This is a genomic window from Neobacillus sp. DZ-9, assembly GCF_059587065.1.
Genome location: NZ_JCAIOL010000004.1, coordinates 335,706 through 354,603, shown reverse-complemented (window position 1 = coordinate 354,603; position 18,898 = coordinate 335,706). Strand labels below are relative to the sequence as shown.

Sequence of the window (18,898 nt, the reverse complement as noted above, 5' to 3'; positions counted from 1 at the left end):
ATGTATACGCCTGATGAATCTCCTACCGATAATAAAGCGTTTTCATTCCAGAGACTGAATTTTTTTGAATTCAATGCAGACATGTCGGCTTTTATTCTTACTCATTAATCACCCCTAGCTAGACCACATTCTTTTGACCATTTGTCAAAATATGCAGTAAATTTACTTGCATTATAGCTAGGTTGGTCACAGATCAGCAATCTCAAAAACTGCAGTATTTGCTGATTTTCAACAATTAAAACTTACACGGTAACTCCTATTTTTAATACATTCACCAATTTCCATCTATTCAGAATAATTAATGAGTCTCATGATACATCCGAAATATATGTTTCGTGGTAATAGGAAGATTTAAGCAAGGTAAAACGGTACAACCTATAGCTAGTAATTGAGAGGTTTTTACTTATCCAAAAAATGGCCCCATTATTTGAAAAAATAATGGGGCTGATTATGGAATTATAATATCTACAATAAATTAAAGGTTTTTTACACCGTCATTGATAAATTTTTCCACTACAAAAGCAGTTAAACCTAATGCTGCTGAATAGGTTAAGAGTTTTGAAAAATCTAAGTTCACTTCACGGTGATGAAAGGGGAGGGTATGAGAATTAATCGTTTGGCGAATTGGTTCTTCCAGCCATCTTCGAGCTTTGGCTAGTCGATTCCCAATGATAACTTGTTCAGGATTAAAGGTATTAATGATATTATTAATTCCATATCCGAGATAACAGCCAATTTGTTCAAAAAATTTAAGGGCACTCTCGTCATTTTTTTCGGCTAACCCAATCAACATTTCAAGGGATAAATGTTTTTGATTGGCCATGTTAATCAATACGTGTTCAGAAGCATAAGCTTCCCAGCATCCTCTGCTCCCGCAGCTACATGGCCTGCCGTTTACTTCAATAATCACGTGACCCATTTCGCCGGAAAAGCCATTTTTTCCATGATATAATTCTTCGTTTAGAATGAAGCCAACACCAATTCCTATTCCGGCACTTACATAAATGATATCTTGATAATTTTGTCCTGCGCCAAATTGTTTTTCCCCATATGCCCCAGCATTTGCCTCGTTTTCAATGATGACGGGTAGATGGAATTCATCTGCAATCTTCTCTTTAAAGGATAAATTTTTCCAGTCTAAGTTGGGGGCAAGAAGGACTGTTCCAGCTTTATCAATAATTCCGGGAACACCGACTCCAATTCCAACAATACCGTATTTACTGGACGGCATTTCCTCCATGATCGAGTGTATCATTGTGATAACTAGATCAATGACAACGGTAAAGGAAGTATCTAGGAGTAAATGATTTTTTTCAATAAGGATATTCCCTTTTAAATCCGTTAGTACACATAAAATATAATTGACCCCGATATCTATCCCAACGGCATATCCAGCCACTTTATTGAAATGGAGTAAGACTGGACGCCGTCCGCCACTTGATTCACCTGGACCAGATTCATAAATCAGTTCTTCCTCTAGTAATTCATTTACAAAAGAGGAGACCGTTGCTTTATTTAGTCCGGTAACTTGTGCAATTTCAGCCCGCGATATCGTTTCTTTTTCTAAAATCATTTGTAAGACGAGTGATTTATTATTCTTTTTAACGATTTGTTGATTCCATGTTTTTGGTTGCACTTTAAAATCTCCTAACGTCAAATACGCCCCCCGAAATATCGCAGCCTTTCAAATCAATTTGTGAAGTCCTCATCAATGCATAGTCGATATTTTTCCAATTTTTCAAACCTTCCGAATGATGCAATTGTATGCCTGGAAACTATTCAAATGTAGATGTGGCAATATAATAATCATCCTCTACCCTACTAATAGAAGGATCGGGATGAAATCCCGGCAAAATAGGGTTTTTAATGTTCATTTTATTTCCTCCATCTAGAGCCGTCCACTGCTCGACTGCCGCTTGCCGTTCGCTCATGCCTTCGAATCTTCCCTATGCAACTTATAAATCTCGCTAGCATCCCACCAAATGCTCGAAAAGCACTCGCCTGTCAGCCGATGCCACTCTTCTTCCAGCTCGTGATCGATGACTCGATCTGGAAGCGCCAATGATGGATCCGACTCGACAACCATAAACAGCGTCAGTCCCTCGCGAAAAATCCGCAAAGATATAATGCCTGCTTCCCGCATGTGCTGTTCATTCCCGACAGGAATATCGCGGTGAAGCTGTTCATACCGCTCGACTTGATCTGGATGAAGATGAGCCACTTTGATTTCTGTTACCCTGTTTGCTGCCATATTCCCACTCCTCTACAATCGTTCGCTCACCATGCGATTTGTCAGAGCACCCAGCTTTTCGATCTCGATTGTTACGACATCTCCCGGCTTCAAATACACCTGCTTCTCCTTCGGATAACCAAATACGACACCGGCCGGAGTTCCGGTTAGGATAATATCGCCTGGCAGCAGCGTCATATGTTGTGAAATATAACTGACGATTTCATCGCAATGGAATATCATATCCGACGTATTGGAATGCTGCCGAACTTCGCCGTTCACGATGCAGCGAATGTCCAGATTGTTCGGATCGCCGACTTCGTCCGCCGTAACCAGATACGGTCCTAAAGGACTAAAGCCGTCGCAGGATTTGCCGAGCAGCCATTGATGGGTTCGCATTTGCAAATCGCGCGCGGACAGATCATTCACGTTGCAATAGCCGAACACGTGATCAAGTGCATGTTCCTTGTCTACATATTTGGCTTTTTTGCCGATAACAATCACAAGCTCAGCTTCATAGTCGACCTGCGACGATACCTTCTCCGGCAGCGGAACTTCGCATCCATTTCCTGTTAGCGTATTGGCAAATTTGTTGAACAGGATTGGGTATTCCGGGATCGGCGCGTTTGTCTCTTCCGCATGCTTGCGGTAATTGAGTCCCACGCAAATGATTTTACTCGGATGCGTCACGCAGGGTGCGTATTGGATCGTCGATTCATCGAGCAAATAAGCTTTGCCCTCCGCACCGCCAGCTAACACTTGGTCTGCCAAGCGCTGCAGTACAGCAACAGCGTCCCTTCCGCCTTCGATGACTTCATGAATGGTCACCGGCAGTGTTCCTTCTGGCATGGAAGTCATGCTTTTCAGCGCTGCTGCGACATCCAGAATGCCTTGCTCCGTTTTTATCGCTAGTTTTAATTGCCCGTTATCTTCATAAGTCAACAGTTTCATTTGTTCCTGCACTCCATTCTATTATTGTTAAGCGTTCTTGCCGAATACAACGCCGCCGTCGATGTACAGCGGTGAACCCATCATGAACTTGGATTCATCCGAAGCGAGGAAAAGGGCCGCGTTAGCGACATCCTCCGGCTTGCCAAGCTCTCCACTGAGCTGGCGCTGTTTCAATGATTCAATCGCAGCTGTCGGATCATCATACGAGGTTTTCAAATAGTTCTCCATGAACGGTGTATAAATTGTCCCCGGAAGCAGTGCATTCACCCGGATGTTATAGGCTGCATAATCGACCTGCATCGATTTGGTCAAGGCGAGCACCGCGCCTTTCGTTGCACCATAAGAAGCTCTGCGCGCGAGGCCCATTTCAGCAACACACGATGACATATTGATAATCGAGCCCGTTCTGCGCTCCATCATATAGGGCAGCACATATTTCGAAGGCAGGAATACGCCTTTGACATTAATGCTCATAATCCGGTCCCACGTCTCCGGTTCGATTTCGTGCAGTGCGCCAACGCCGCTGATGCCCGCATTGTTGAACAACACGTCGATGCGGCCGAATTCAGCAATCGCTGTATCTATCATCGTTTTGACCGCTTCTGGCTGGGCCACATCGGCCTTAATGAAGAGTGCCTCACCGCCTTTTTCTATAATTTCGCGTACCGTTTCAAGGCCTTTGACCTCGTCCACGTCATTAACAATGACGGCTGCTCCTTCTCGGGCGAACAGCAATGCCGTGCTTCTTCCGATGCCTGAGCCAGCACCTGTGATCAGTGTTACTTTATCTTGTAAACGCATATCCTCACTCCTATACCTCTTTCTCTTTCAACCGATACGTCCGAATTGCATTCCCGCCAAAAATAGCCTCGATTTGATCCTCAGTCAATCCAGTCGGTAACGTTGCGCCAACCATTTCGAGCATGTCCGTAAAGCTTCCTGCCTGTAAGCAGACCGGCCAATCGCTTCCGAACATCAGGCGCTCCGTCCCGAATACATCGATCGCATGCTTGACGTATGGGGCAACTTCGGATGCCGTCCAGCCTTTTCCTCCGGATCCCGTTGCTAATCCTGATAACTTGCAGGTGACATGCTCAAACCTTGCCAACGCTTCCAATCCATTTGCCCAAGGTTCCGTTCTATTACTCTCGATATCCGGAACCGCCAAATGATCAATGACGGCCTTCAGCTTCGGCACACCTTCCAATAGCTTCACCATTGCAGGAAGATCAGCCGCCCGAATGAGCAGATCGACCGGAAAGCCGTCTTCAGCGAGCAATGCAAGATTGCGAAGCAATTGCGGATAACAGCTCCAATCCCCGTCAGATGTAGTAGGGAAGGTCGGGCGGATCCCGACAAAACGCGGTTTGGTACGAAAGCGTAAGTAATGTTGTTCAAAATCCGCACCGGTCACATCGAGCCATCCGACAACCCCAAGCAATGTCTCTTCTTGTTCACACAAATCGAGCAAAAAATCCGTCTCTTCCATCGTCGGCGCCGCTTGCACGACAATCGTTCCCGATACGTCGCATCGCTGCAGCTCCGATTTTAACTGTTTCGGCATATAATCTTGATACAATACCGCTCCGGCGTCCGGCGTCAGCCAGCCGTAATCGCCGCGCTGAAGTTGCCAATAATGTTGGTGGGCATCAATCCTCATTGTTCGGTCCTCCCATGAATCATAGTCTGCTTATCTACACTAGGCCACGGCATATCATAAGATGGCGAATGGACAAACCGCTCCATTGACAGTCTCAAAGTGATGCCGGTTCCCGCAGGCATCGATACGTTCAGCCATTTCCCTTGGGCCGCAATCGTGCCAGTCACCTCGTCCGAAGAATTGATGATTTCTCCATTTGAGAATCGATGTTCGCCAAATACGCCAGCTTGAATGATAACCTCTCGATCATCGAACAGACTCGTGTTCACCAAATGAACCGTTACGGAATCCGGTGTCAGCTTCTCCACCAAGGCAGACACGCCCGGCGGCAGTCCCGGCCGTTTCGCCGCTGCGTCAAAATAGCGTACGCGCCCATGCTGCAGACCCCCATGCGAAATGTGCATCGGTCCGCCCAACGTCAGCTGCACAAGGCCTTCGAAATATAGCGGGCACATTTCCTGCCAAATGTGAATGGCCGAATAAATCCCTTCGCTGTAATGCTCGGTCCATTGATACGGATTGCCTTCCGGAGAGCGCATCTTCGCGAGCTGGTTGCCAATCATTTCGTAATTGGCGCTTAGAATCTTCTGCGGATAATCGGGGTTGAGCCCGCGGATATATTGATACCAAGGCTGCGTATTACCGATATAATGCTTTGTTTCCCGTCCGGTTTCCGGATCCCTGCCAGAGAACCTCGGCACTATGACCACATTCCAGTCTTGTTCTTTCGGGATGCGCTCTATGCGTTCCACATCCTCATCCGCCATCGACATCGACCACAGATAGATCGGATACTTTGGCAGCGCCTCCCTATAATCGGTCCAGCCGCTGTCGAAATGCTTGAATGGCACCAGCCATTTGCCTTCCTTCTCTTGACGCAGCTCCCAGTTGCGATCCAACTGCTCCCTTGCCAGCTGCAGTCCTTTCATATCGCCAGTAAGCAATACCTTATTCATGCAGGCATTCGTAAGCGGCTCGATAATCGTCATGAAGCCGTGAGGCCATCGCCAGCCATAGTAGCCGCCCCACCATTTGCCGTCGTTGTACTCCCCGATTTGACCTGTAAGTCCAATATTGTCAGGGATTATGCCGCCGTTTGATCGGGTCCGCTCCTGCCAGGCATTTACGTATTCGACGACCCAGCTCCGCAGCTTCTCATCTCCGCTATGAAGAAACGCATGCGTGATCAATCCCGTTGCATTCAAATTCAGCGGCACATCGCCGCGATTCATCCGCTGATTCATCATCGCGAGAAGCTGTTTATAGACCTCATCGTTCGACCACGGGCACTTGCCGCTTACAAAATCGACGCCCGGAATATCTTCGTAAGGCGCTAAGTAATCGTCCAGAATGCCGCGATGCGTGCTCCAATCCTCCTCGTTTACTTTAAAGCGAGGACCGCGGCTGCCTGTCAGTGGCGATCGGATAAGCTTCCGCTCCTTATCGTAGTTCGGCGCTTCCGGGTCGTCGCCTGTATACATCGCTGCAAATTTGCTGGCCCGCTGCCGATCCTTAAGCGTCGAAGGTCCCGCCAGACCAAGAAAATATAAATACAAATAGCCTTCGCCATGGTGCATCCAATCGTAATAGGCATCGAACTCGCGGTGGATTTGTCCGTATTCCGTCCACTGCCAAGTAATACCTTCCCATATTTTACGAGATACTTCATACAGTTCGCTGCTTCCTCCGAGCACATACAAGAGCGCCAAATTCATAAACCCTTCATAAGGATCATCCGATCCATCCATGCCTGGCCAATGCTCGAACCAAATGAGCGTACCGTCGGGCTGCGTGTAACGCTCGACGAACTCTTTGGCTGCCTTGTTTAATGTTTCAAAAAGCTGCTGCTCCTGCAGCGCCCACGTCGGTGGAACGACCCGTTCTGAGGCCTGAATACACGCGATACTTCCGTTCATAAGCGATGAAGACATTGTGCTCACCCTCCCTTTGTATTGCTTATTGTTTATTAACTAAATAAAGGTTGTCCTTGGAATAAGCTATATACCTGACGCAGTTCTTCCGGACCGGCCAGAACGTTTCGCACGTCCATTGGAATCCTTTCCACTCCGGACGCCGACCGTATCCGCTTCTTCCGAGATGCGTACGGACTCGATTTTCTCTTGCCTTTCGGTATAGGCGACATCGGAATGGGAATGGTGAATAGCATAGATTTTCCACTTGCGCGTTAACGATTTAATTGATCTTCTATTGATCTTCTCCCCTAGGATTGTCTAAATTACTTTTACCCTAGTTGGTACCCGCCATGTAACGGAATCAGCGCCCCATTGACCCATGACGACTGAGAACTGCACAAAAACGCAACTACATCCGCCACCTGTTGGGACGACCCCACGTCCGCCCTCAGCTTCTCGGATTCGGCGATCCTTTCCGCTTCAGCAGGATCTTCGAACAGCTGTTTGAACCAATCGTTCAGAAGCGGCGTCGCAATGCCCGCCGGGAGCAACGCGTTGCAGCGAATACCCGTATCCTTCAGATCGAGCGCCAGCCCTGTCGTCAGATGGTTCAGCGCGGCCTTGAGCGAGTCGTACACGAAATTTCCGGCAATATTTTTCTGGCTGTTGAGCGAGCTGATGTTCACGATCGCGCCGCGCGTCTCTTTCAAATACGGCAAAGCTTTCTGAATCAGAAAAAAACCCGACTTTACATTGACGGCAAAGAGCCGGTCCCAATCTTCATGCGTTACCGCTTCGATCGGCTTGTTGCACACCAGGGCAGCATTGTTGACGACAAAATCGATTCTGCCCCACGTTTTCACTGCTTGCTCTACGAGCGTATTCGGCGCGGAGGGATGGAACTGGTCTACTTGAACGAAGAGCGCCGATCCGCCGTCCTTTTCGATTCCTTCCGCAACTTCACGGCCCTTTTCCGCATTCCGCCCGCAAACGAGGACGTGGGTGCCGTATCCTGCCAACGTCTCGGCGATCGCTTTGCCGATCCCGCTGCTGGACCCGGTGACGATCGCAACCTTATCCTGAAATTTAGTCAACTTCCCCATCTCCTTCTTAGCATCATGTCGTACGATTCCCCCTACATACAGTTAATGGGGCACCTTTACCCTTTCACTATACATAGGTTGATAAATGTTGATGGTTTGGAGCTCAATCGAGACACTCCAATTAATGTGTTGTTCCTGTTCCTGCAGGACTAAATATTACTTGTCGGCATTTGTCTCAAATAAGTTGCTCTTAATCGATCTGACAGGATTGTTGCCACTATTTGGAGTCAGAATAATGTTTACACTGCAATGATTTTGTTTCAGGAAATCATTATCCGTTTCTTCTTCGTCTATTTATTCCTCCTTACAAGATTCATAATTTCACTTTACAAAAGCAAATGAGGGTCGACATCTAAAAAAAGTAATAAAATCTTCAATAAACCGTCGTGATGCTCATCAAAAAATATTCTTTTCTCTAAAATTTCCGTGTTTCACCGTACTTTATGATTGACGATGATCTATTGGAGGAAAACAAAAAGAGGGGCGGAGAACCCCTCTTTTTGTTTTACACTTAACAGAGTTTCAATACATGACGAAGTCGTTTACGAAACTCCATGATGACCAGAAGTAAGTTGGTAGTAGGAATTGCTTTGATAATGCATTCGTCGAGTCTTTCTTCTCGTATCTAAAGACAGAAAAGCTTCATTTGGCGAAACTAAACAATGCATCTGAAGCTGAACGCTGATCACTGAATACATAACTATGAGCGGTTCCAGAAAAAAATTAGGCGACTTCTCTCCTGTTGAATGAGGGAAGCGGTCGCCGCTTAATTTATGTATCTTTCAATGAAAACGCAAGATCGGTTGGGTATCCGGATCCTTTGCAATTTTCGAAGGTTTTCCGGGGACAATTCTGTCTCTCTCCTACGGAGTGGAGGAAACGGAATTTAACAGAAAATCACGAGTAAGCGTTTGAGGATAATATTTGTGGAAGTGAATATATGGAGTCTTGTCACGTTTCTACTGGGGCCTCGACCAGCTCCGGTGAAATCGCTCTCCCAATTAAACCGCCATTAAGCTTCTCATTAAATATTCTGTTCTTTAAAATTCCGGCCTCAGAGAGTAAAAACGAGGAGCGGAAGTTCCGCTCCCCTCTTCCTTATTCGTCCATATTGCAAAACACAGAACTAGTCGGCTAACAAAGCCCTTGCATCCCGGAGCAAATATTGCGCTGCTTCGACTGTAATATGCTTGCCGCTCTGCGCCTTCACCTCGTTGACAAAGCTCTTCAAATTGCCGTTCGCCAACTTTGCCTGCAGGCTATTGGCAATTCCGGCATTATCGATCTCCTTGGTTTCTGCAAAGCGCTTCACCAATGCCTTCAAGGAATCGATGCTGACCACTGTATCAACCGCTATGACTCTGTAGATCGCTTTTGGTCTTACTGATGTTCCTTCAGCGGTCCCATGAACGATGAACGTGCCAGCTTTCGCCACCATGTCCGGTGTGATGGGGTCCCAAACAACATCAACCATACCCGTAGTTCCATCGTTGTATACGGCCTCCATCTGCTCAGGCAGTGATGGGATTTTGCCAATGTTCGTATCCACAACAACCGATTTGTAGTCCACGATGGTTTTTACAACCTGCTCCGACGCTTCAAATACCTCGAATTCTGCCAATCCACATTCCGCGCCGCTCGGATTGTTGTATTTGTTCTCCGGATCGACGGTAAACTTAATCCAACTGGTCGTTATTGGAGTTTCAAACGTCACGATGTTATCCGGCTGCCCTTGCCATTTGATACCCGTTACCTTTTTACTGCCGCCTTCCCATTCCAGCAGCCCTTCAACAATTTGGTTTATTTCATGTCCTCGATCTACCAAATTAACATGACTTATTTCCACGGGCTCGGGAAATTGAAGTTTAATCCAGGGGGTTCTGTCCGCTTGTTTCGCCGCCCATGAAGTCGCTTTATCTCTATCGATCGCTTTGACGCCTGAATATCGATCGTCCTGATTATCTCCATTAGGGACGCCGTTTTTATCCCTTACGGAAGATACCGTTACATTTGCAATGTTGGCGATATTCCCGTCCTTGGCAGTAATGGTTTCCTGATTAGAGGCCACGGTTACTCCATCCAGCGTTACATTGACTTTTACAGTCGATTGGAATGTTTTATAGGCAGCATCTTTCAACACAATGGTGTTGCTGCCGGGAACAACCTCCAATCTGGAATCGCTCAACTGATATTCTACTTTGGCTCTCGATAAATCAGCTTGTTTTCCTGTATTTAACAAGCCTTCTATTTCAGCAACGATTGGGTTATTAGGTGTAATTGTCGTTTTATTCAATGTAACTTTAATTTTGTTTAAATACGGAGCCTCATAGATTTTTCCTGACTGATCAACGAAAAGATACGTAACATTTTCAATAGAACGGCCTCCTATGTTTACCTTGATGCTTATCTTCGCCACCCCTTGTGAAACTGCAGTCAGCAGATTTGAATTGCCTACCGTAATCACATCCTGGTTTTCGCTTGTTACGGTGACCTCAGCATCTTTAACATCAATCGGTTCGCCCGCACCCGTAAAAGCCTGAATGTCATACTTGCCTGTAGCCGCATCGATCGGCTTATACGCATAATCAAAGCGATCAAACAAGTCAGACGTATCCATTCCGTTGATGGCCACTTCGAGCAAATCGATCGTTGATCCGTTTGAACCGCCTTCAAATATAAGCTTTACGTACTGCGCTTCCGTGTTTAACGCATATTGGTTATAGAATCCGAAATAAGCGGTGCCTGTTGGGCCGTTGACCGTGCTGACATCTTTCCACTCCGCGCCGTCATTGCTGGTTTGAATTTTGATAGTTTTTGGCGTGTTGGTATATATTTGTTCTAATGTATTAAAGTTAATATTGACGTTGGCTAACTGAGACTTTGTAGGTAATTTAAATTGAACCCATGCTTTTTCATCAGCCGCCACCGACCATTTGGATTGATCAAATCGAATGCCGTCAATAGCTTTGCCATCAACCAGATGTTTGACTGCATTCTGGTTATGACTGGATGTAATTTCAGCAGTCCTTGCAAGATTTTGGTACGGCAGCAGGTCCAAGAATATTTTATTCGTCGTAAACTTCTTTCCGTCCAGCATGACATCTGCCCAAACGACTCCCCTTGTGGGTTGTTCTACATATGGCGTGGTGATTCCATCGTCCTTGAAAGTAAACGTATTTACTTCCTTGATCACGACCGGCTTGTATTTATCGCCCGCTTTCAGATCGACGATACCGCCATGCCACTTAATTTGTGCCGCGTCAAGCCCGATGGCGCCGCCTTTCGAAGATCTGCCTTCGATTTCATAGCGAAGTCTCTCCAATGTGCCGAACTCGCCATATGATTCTCTTTCATTCACTTTTAAAGTTGCGCCGATCATGTTCTCGCCAACATAAATTTTGCCGTCTCTTGCCGTTACTTTCAACGTATCCTTATTCGATACGCCTTCATAAGTCCCGCTTATGGTGATGGCAGTCGTTCCGTTCGCTACTGGGGTCACGATACCGCTATCGTTAACCTTCGCGATTTTAGGATTTGCGCTGCTGTAAGTGAGCCCGGAAAGCTTGGCTTTAAGCGCCGGAAAAGTCATATATCCCTCGGCATTGATTTTGAGTGATGAAGGTGTCAACTGCTCACCCGTTGCAACGACATTCGTCAGCGTATATTTGCGCCCAGGGTTGTCCGTTACAATCTTGATGATCGAATCAATCGGATCCGCCTGAACATTGGCAAGGTTGATGGTCAGGCTATCGCCATTTTGTTCAAACGATGTGACAGGAATATCCTCGTTTAACCAGGTGACGGAAGTCACTTTGTCTTTAATCGGACGAACGGTTAAAGACTTTCCTGCGATGGCGTCAAACCCTTTTTTGCCGTCAGGACCCTTCATTATATGCAGATATATATTGTTGTCTCTATAGGTTCCGTATCCCCATTGCGGGCCTGTCGTACTGTTAGGAAAGGCAAACTTTTCATAGTTTCCTTTTCCATCATCTTCGTAGCCATAGCCCGATAAGAAATAGGGCATCGTACCCGTTGTAGACTCGTGTCTTTCCGGCTTGCCCTCAGGCGCAAACCAACTCGCAAGCCCTTCACGAACATCTATAAACTCTTGAACGGACTTGGGATATCTTGTTGCAACATCTTCCGGAGAATCCCAGTTTGTTCCCCGGCTCATTAAAGGCATTTGGTCATTGTTGTCCACGTATCCTCTACCGGCATTCATGATCATTTCTTTGGCAACCTGACGATAATCATCGCGTTTCTCATAGTAGGGCGTATAGTTGTTCTTGGTATGAACAGACTTCCATGGCTCCATGGGAGTACGTTTTAAGAGATGATTTGCACCTGTATTTGAATAAATGTGACTGGCTTCGGCGGTTCTTAAATCCGGGTCTCCATACTCTTCGCCCCATGCATTGGAATTGATAATAATGTCATCGCTGTAATTGCGAACATTACTGTACATCACGTCATAATTGGCATTTTTCATGGCTTGCGGGCCATCGAAATAGAGGTATGCCGGATTATAACGCTTAATCAGATCCTCCACGTTCTGTACGAACACATCCGTAGAGTAATGCTGTAAGCCGCCGCCCTCGGTTGCATAATACAAACCAAATTTCATGCCATAGCGGTTGACAGCCTCTTCAAACTGTTTTAATCCGTCTACCACTTGGCCGTTTTCATCTTTTGGATAATATTTTTGCCGTTCATGTTGTGGGTCTGCGAACTTAGACGGCCAATAATAATTTTGTTGCAATGCTTCAATCGAGACAAGTGAATGTCCCTGACGTTTAGCTCGCTCTGCCCATAAATCAGCGGAGAAATTCGGATCAACAAAGTAGGGGTAAGTTACGATCGTGTGGCTTAACGCCCCAACCCTACCCTCTTCAAACCATTTATTCGGGCGTTCCTTGACGGTAATGGTCATCTTCTTGGTCGCTTTATTCCCGTTCCGGTCCGTAACTTGCACGGTAAACTTATAGTCTCCCGGTTCACTGTTGTTACTAATGATGCCTTTGCTGCTGGTTAGGTCGACATTGCCGTTCACTAAACCATCCGCGATGGTGCCATCCGCTTTTAGTTCCAAGCCTTCTGGCAGTTTACCTTCAACAATGCTCCACGTATAACCCGGTGCGCCTCCGCTCGCCATGAACTGGAATGCCGAAGCAGAAACTCCGTACTTATTACTCGTTTTCGATTTATTCCACACATACGGCCATTCCTTGTAGCCAAAAGGCATGTTTTCGGTTGGCAGCGGCGTTTTAACGGCATCCTCGGTCGATAGTCCTTGCGTGGCGATACTTAGAGCGCCAGAATCACCTTCAACCGAATTAATAATGCCCTTGATCATATTGCCGTTTTGATCTGCAACTCTCCCATAGAACCCGAGGTACGCCACATTCTGATCTGCCGCGATCGGAACGTTGTTGGCATTCACATCTTCGGTGTATGTATGTTTGATTTGAAGCATCAGCTTGTTCCAACCTTGCTTCAACTGGATAGCTTGTTTGGTCAAATCCTTCTGCACTTCCACAGGTGTGGTCGGTTCGGAAACACATTTGTCGTTTACATAAAGTCGATATGAACCACTGGCGCCTACATTAAAATATGCTTGTTGTTCTACCGGACTGTATACGTATGTGTGAGCGTATACGTATTTGTTTCTCGTATCAACGCCTTTTTTGACCGTAAAATAACCGTATAAATCCTGATAATCATCATAATTCCGGTTATAGAGGCGATCATCGAAATACTCCCACTTATTACTTTCTTGATTCAAGGCTAATGGATCGCCGATTTTAGGCGTAATCACACCCGAACCAGGATTGGATTCGTTGGCTGGTCTGTTGTATACCTCGATCTCTGAAATACCGGTGATCGAAGGATACGGTGTACGGCCTTTATCGATTTCAACCTTCATTTCCACGACTTTCTTCAGCCCTGGCTGCATCGTATACACCGTTGACTCGTCAGAGCTGGAAGACGTGCTGTTAACCTTACCGGATTCGACTTTGCTGCCGTCTTCAAGCGTGAATGTAAGGTGATACCAATTATTGACGTGACGCGAATCGCCCCATTGGGCAATTTTTACTTCATTTAGTGCAATAGGATCCTTCCATTTCAGATTTACCCACGGACTGGAATCATTTTCGGTCACCCACTGTTTCTTGGTACTGCCATCTACTAAATTCGAAACAGGGTTGACGGCGAGCGTTGATGAAGAAGCGGTTATGTCAGATGCCAGCGGAGCAAGATTGATAACTTCACCAACCTGGCATCCATAAATGTTGTCTACGACAGGCGAATCGAAAGGACCTGATACCAGCCACGAATTAATAAACGGCGCGTTACCCGTTGTCTGCTGTGCGAATGCATTCGTACCGGGCAAGCCAATCATTAATGATGCAAAAAGCATTACGGTTGCCAATACGCTAGAAGTGAATTTATTGTTGATTTTCACCATTTTACTTTTCCCCCTTCGTTCTCTAACTTCCAAACGATTGCTTGCCATTCACTTATTACCGATAAGCATCCTCTCCCAAGTTCAAAATACGATAATGCAATATCATATAATGAAAAGACTCCTTTATAGTTGTTCGTCCTTGTATGATGCCGCTTTCACAAAATGTCGCTCTCTTTTGGCGGGCTGTTTTATTTGCTAGGCGACGAAGTCGGAACGTTGGACTGCTATATTCATTAATCACCCCCAGATGTTGTAATTTGATAAGTAGCTGCATACTTGTGATTAAATAAAACTACAATTTATCGAAATATTCAGCTAAATCACTCACATTGTAGTCTCGCTGATCACAAATTAACAATCTCAAAAACTGTAGAATTTGATGTTTTTTACTACTTCTATACTTTAAATTGTGTAGGGTAACTCATATTTTTAATAAATTCTCTAAATCTTGAAGAATTAAGTTAGCACATAACAGAGCCCCCTATCATACTATTAACTTTAGTTAATGATAGAGGGCTAGTTTTAATATTGTACCGTTATCTTACTTTCTGGGCTTTCCAGACTGGTCATGCGGTACGGTTACTGTGGCTGTGGCCTTCGTTTGGTTGCCTGCATAGTCGGTAGCTGTGTAAGTTATCGTATAGACTCGGCCTGTTCCTTCATCGGATCTTGTTGCACGCAAGCTGAACGAGGCATCTTCTGAGCCCAGTTTCGCTTGGATATCTCCGTCTTTGCTTTCCGGTTCATTACTGGTAATAGACGTTAACACAACCGATTGGACTTGAAAGGGTATCACTGGAATCCAACTTGGCACTCACCTTCACCATCTTGTGATTCGCCGGCTAGAGAATCGACGGGTCCAGTTCAATCTTTAAGGTCGGTGCCGTCTTGTCGATCTTCACGGTGACCATATGTCGCTGCTCGACATTTCCTGCCTTGTCTACACTCCAGTACGTCAGGGTATGAACGCCTTCTTTAGTAAATACAACCGAATTTCCGGTTTGCTCCTTTCCATCGTTTATGATGTAATTGGTGCTAGCGACTCCGGTTCCACTGTCAGTTGCGTTCAAGAGTACGGTAACGTCTTGTTTGACCCAACCCTCCGGTGCATTGTCTGTTGTCGTTGGCGCTTGTTGATCCACTAATTTGCTCTGTAAGTAGCCTTCGCTTTAAGTGCTGTTCCTTCAACCGATCCATAAACGGTGAACACACCTTTTTTGGCTACCATATCCGGAGTGATTCCCTCCCATACAACGTCCACAAGCTCTGCCGTTCCGTCGTTGTATACGGCCTCGACCTGTGCCGGAAGAACAGGAATGACGCCAACGTTCGTGTCCACGGCCACCGATTTGTAATCGACGATGGATTTCACGGTTTGCTGAGCTTCATAAACCTCAAATTCTGCCAAGCCGCATTCTGCATCGGCCGGATTATTGTATTTATTGTCAGGGTCAATCGTAAATTTAATCCAACTTGTCGTTATAGGCGTTTCAAATGTCACAATATTATCCGGTTGACCATCCCACTTGATATTTTCAACCTTTCGGCTGCCGCCTTCCCATTCCAGAAGACCTTCAACAATCTGATTCACTTCGTGTCCTCGGTCAACCAAATTAATACGGTCTATTTGTATAGGTTTAGGAAATTGAAGTTTTATCCAAGGCGTTTTGTCTGCTTTTTTCGCCGCCCAAGTCGTCGACTTATTCCCATCTGTAGCCTTTTCTCCCAAATAACGATCATCTTGATTATTTCCATTAGGATCGCCATTTCGATCTCTTACGGACGATACGGATACATTCGCTATGTTAGCGATATTCCCACCTAGTGCCGAAATCGTTTCCTCTTTGGTTTCTATCGTTACGCCATCAAGCGTCACGATTCCTTTCACCGTCGATTGGAATGGCTTATTAACAGCTTCTTTTACGATAATGGTATTGCTGCCTGGAACGACCTCTAATCTTGGATCGCTGAATACATATTCAATTGCGGCTGCCGATAAGTCAGCCTTTTCACCCGTGTTTAACGTACCATCCAGAGTGCCCACGATTGGTTCGTTCTTCTTGATGGTATTTCGATTGAGAGAAAGCTTCACTTCTCTCAGATAAGGATTCAGATGCATGATTCCATTAGCATCTACATCGACATAGAAGTAATCGCTAGCACTGTAGCCTTTAAGACTTGCGGTTACTTGGATTCTCGCCTTACCTTGTGATCCAGCTGTAATAACCCCATCTGCGCCAACTGCTGCAACGGACGGTTTGTCGCTTGTGATCGCGATTTTCGCATTGGTCAGGTCAAGAGGATCACCTAGGAAGGAATAACCTTCTACATCAACCGTTGCCGTTTTGTTATCCGCTCCGATTTTCGGATCAAGCTTAAGGTTAGCAAGTGCCGTTAAATCTCCTGATGAGAATACCTGGACTTCCAGCACATCAACCGGGCTGCCGCCTTGACCGCCGCCAGGGAAGGAGACTCTTACATAACGAGCTCTCGCACTAGGTTTACTCGGATCAACTGGATAGTTGTAATACAGACCTTCTTGCTCCCAAGCATATAAGGTTGTATCGCTTTTTGGAACCGCCAGCGTATCTCTCGATGTTGGCAATCCACCGCCGGACAATTTGCTTGTTTCATTACCTGCTATCCAATTCACGCCATCTTCACTATACTCAATCTTCAATTTGTTAGGCACATTGTAATAAGTAACGTTGTTCGCATTCGGCATATGATGGTTAAAGAATACATTGACACGCGTAAGATCATACAGTTTACCCAAGTCATATGTGATGCTTGGATTTTTATCACTTGCCGGTGCTCCCCACTTTGTGCGGTTGCCGCCGGTTGAATCGTTGATGATACCATCAGATAATTTTGCAGCATTACCGCTGTCGCTTGTAACTGTTGGCGTAATGCCAGCTGCAACGTTGGCATCCGGGATCAGTGTCATGTAGTTACGTGTTGACGTATAGGTCTGTCCGTCTACCGTGATGTCAGCCCAGTAGCTGTACATCGTAGGGGTGGAAACTTTGCCTGTAAAATGCATGGTGTTGCCGTTTACAACGAACGGCACTTGATCTGCAGGCACTTCCGTGACAATGATTTTGCCTGCAGGGTTGTTACGGTTACCTTCAACGGTTGCATAATGGTATTTGATATTTTTGCCATGAAGAATATCAACCGCGCCGCCCTTTTCTGTGAAGCCCTGGAATGTCACAGGAAGATCTTTATTTGTAGAGAATTGTCCCCAGAACAGAGCGCCATCTGTGAACATATTAACACCGACAAGCGGAAGTGCAGCCGAAATCGCACCGCCCGATACCTTTACAGGATATGTGTCGGTCTTAACCTGAGAAGCGTTCACACCATCATTATATCTTGCGGTCACTTTGATTATAGCTTTACCGTCACCGACAGCTGTTACCAAACCTGTTTTAGAGTCTACAGTTGCCACGCTTTTATTGTCACTTGTGAATTTAAGTTTAGCAGGTGCGAAAACATTGGTGTAGTTATTCATATAGCTCTCTGCTCTAAGTTTCAGTTTGTTTGGTTCAGTTTGGCTGCTGAACAATTTAACACTTGTCATTTTGTATTTTCTTGCAGGGTTTTTTGTTGTAATTTTAATGATTGTATCAATAGGGTCGGCAACTACACTTGAAGTGTCAATTGTAATATAGTATTTGCCATTGTTTTGTTTTGTTGTGAATGGCAGAGAAACACCCTTGTTCAGCAACTCGACCTTATCAACCGCGTAATCGAAGGGACCAATTCCGCTCATCGAGTCTTGGCCGGTAAATCCTGTCTTGCTCGTACCGGAAATCAGGTTTTTGATCATATGCATATAGACATACTGGTCACGGGACATAGCGTAACCCCAGTCTGGACCTTGACCGTGGGCGATTGCCATCTGCGGGTCGGTATACCAGCCTGGTTTAATGGTGTAATCCATGGTATATGGCATGGTGCCGTACATGGATTCACGCAGATCGGGGCCGCCGGCGTTTACCATCCACTTTACAATGGAAGTACGCATATCCGATAGTTGCTGCGAGGAAATCGGCACCATTGAGAAGATGTTGTTGTTATCCAAATTGCTGCTCAGGTTATCCATACCGCGGGTAACCGTTATAGACGAGTCATAATTCATGACGTAACCGTGTCCGTATTGGTTAATGAGTTCCTTTGTTGCTTCCGGCCAATTGTCTCGTTCGTTACCGTTTGCGTAAATTGTCCAAACATCCAATGCGGTTGTATACGGGTCGTTCCATTCCTCATGGGCAACTTTTCTTGTTTGCGGCAAAACACCATTCGCCCAGCCACCGTCGTTGTAAGGTTCACTGTGCCAGAATGGACGCTCGTAAAGCGTAATGTCTTGGTCGCCGGTTTGAGCATTAGGGTTCGCATCGATTAATACACGGTCGTTATAGTTGCGGGCCGAACTCCATGCCACGTCAACATTGGAATAGCTCTCGGGGCCGCCATCGGCAAAGAGATACCATGGATTGTATCTTGCTACCAAGCCTTGGATATCACTTTCTAAAATTTCTTTACCTTCGTATAGTGACGATAGGTACA

12 protein-coding genes are annotated in these 18,898 nt (G+C 45.9%); all 12 read right to left on the bottom strand.

Features of this window, described 5'->3' with window-relative positions; genetic code table 11:
* Positions 1-475: 475 nt before the first annotated feature.
* The 12 genes from AC59HZ_RS13450 to AC59HZ_RS13395 all read right to left on the bottom strand — a co-directional run bounded on the left by AC59HZ_RS13450 (position 476) and on the right by AC59HZ_RS13395 (position 18,842).
* On the bottom strand, positions 476-1,636 hold the full coding sequence (locus tag AC59HZ_RS13450; protein WP_496546320.1) for an ROK family protein: 1,161 nt from the start codon (positions 1,634-1,636) through the stop codon (positions 476-478).
* Between the two features lie 139 nt (positions 1,637-1,775).
* On the bottom strand, positions 1,776-1,931 hold the full coding sequence (locus AC59HZ_RS13445) for a family 43 glycosylhydrolase (protein ID WP_496546319.1): 156 nt from the start codon (positions 1,929-1,931) through the stop codon (positions 1,776-1,778).
* Entirely contained in the window at positions 1,928-2,251 is a 324-nt protein-coding gene (locus tag AC59HZ_RS13440; RefSeq protein ID WP_496546318.1) for an L-rhamnose mutarotase, read from the bottom strand. Before AC59HZ_RS13440 ends, AC59HZ_RS13445 begins: the two co-directional genes overlap by 4 nt.
* Before the next feature lie 12 nt (positions 2,252-2,263).
* Entirely contained in the window at positions 2,264-3,181 is a 918-nt protein-coding gene (locus tag AC59HZ_RS13435; RefSeq protein WP_496546317.1) for a fumarylacetoacetate hydrolase family protein, read from the bottom strand.
* Between the two features lie 27 nt (positions 3,182-3,208).
* Positions 3,209-3,982 carry an SDR family NAD(P)-dependent oxidoreductase gene (locus tag AC59HZ_RS13430; RefSeq protein ID WP_496546316.1) on the bottom strand — a complete coding sequence of 258 codons (774 nt, stop codon included), beginning with the start codon at positions 3,980-3,982 and terminating at the stop codon, positions 3,209-3,211.
* Positions 3,983-3,992: 10 nt separating this feature from the next.
* Positions 3,993-4,841: an amidohydrolase family protein gene (locus AC59HZ_RS13425; protein WP_496546315.1), complete on the bottom strand. Its 849-nt coding sequence runs from the start codon at positions 4,839-4,841 to the stop codon at positions 3,993-3,995.
* On the bottom strand, positions 4,838-6,772 hold the full coding sequence (locus AC59HZ_RS13420) for a DUF8034 domain-containing protein (protein WP_496546314.1): 1,935 nt from the start codon (positions 6,770-6,772) through the stop codon (positions 4,838-4,840). The genes AC59HZ_RS13425 and AC59HZ_RS13420 overlap by 4 nt, the downstream gene beginning before the upstream one ends.
* A gap of 311 nt (positions 6,773-7,083) precedes the next feature.
* Entirely contained in the window at positions 7,084-7,848 is a 765-nt protein-coding gene (locus tag AC59HZ_RS13415) for an SDR family NAD(P)-dependent oxidoreductase (RefSeq protein ID WP_496546313.1), read from the bottom strand.
* Between the two features lie 1,135 nt (positions 7,849-8,983).
* Positions 8,984-14,374, bottom strand: coding sequence for a DUF7402 domain-containing protein (locus AC59HZ_RS13410; RefSeq protein ID WP_496546312.1), 5,391 nt, complete (start codon positions 14,372-14,374; stop codon positions 8,984-8,986).
* Between the two features lie 493 nt (positions 14,375-14,867).
* Positions 14,868-15,140, bottom strand: a complete 273-nt coding sequence (locus tag AC59HZ_RS13405) for a hypothetical protein (RefSeq protein WP_496546311.1) — start codon at positions 15,138-15,140, stop codon at positions 14,868-14,870.
* A 28-nt stretch (positions 15,141-15,168) separates the two neighbouring features.
* Positions 15,169-15,468, bottom strand: a complete 300-nt coding sequence (locus AC59HZ_RS13400) for an OmpL47-type beta-barrel domain-containing protein (RefSeq protein WP_496546310.1) — start codon at positions 15,466-15,468, stop codon at positions 15,169-15,171.
* Positions 15,468-18,842, bottom strand: a complete 3,375-nt coding sequence (locus AC59HZ_RS13395; protein WP_496546592.1) for a DUF7402 domain-containing protein — start codon at positions 18,840-18,842, stop codon at positions 15,468-15,470. Before AC59HZ_RS13395 ends, AC59HZ_RS13400 begins: the two co-directional genes overlap by 1 nt.
* Positions 18,843-18,898: the final 56 nt, after the last annotated feature.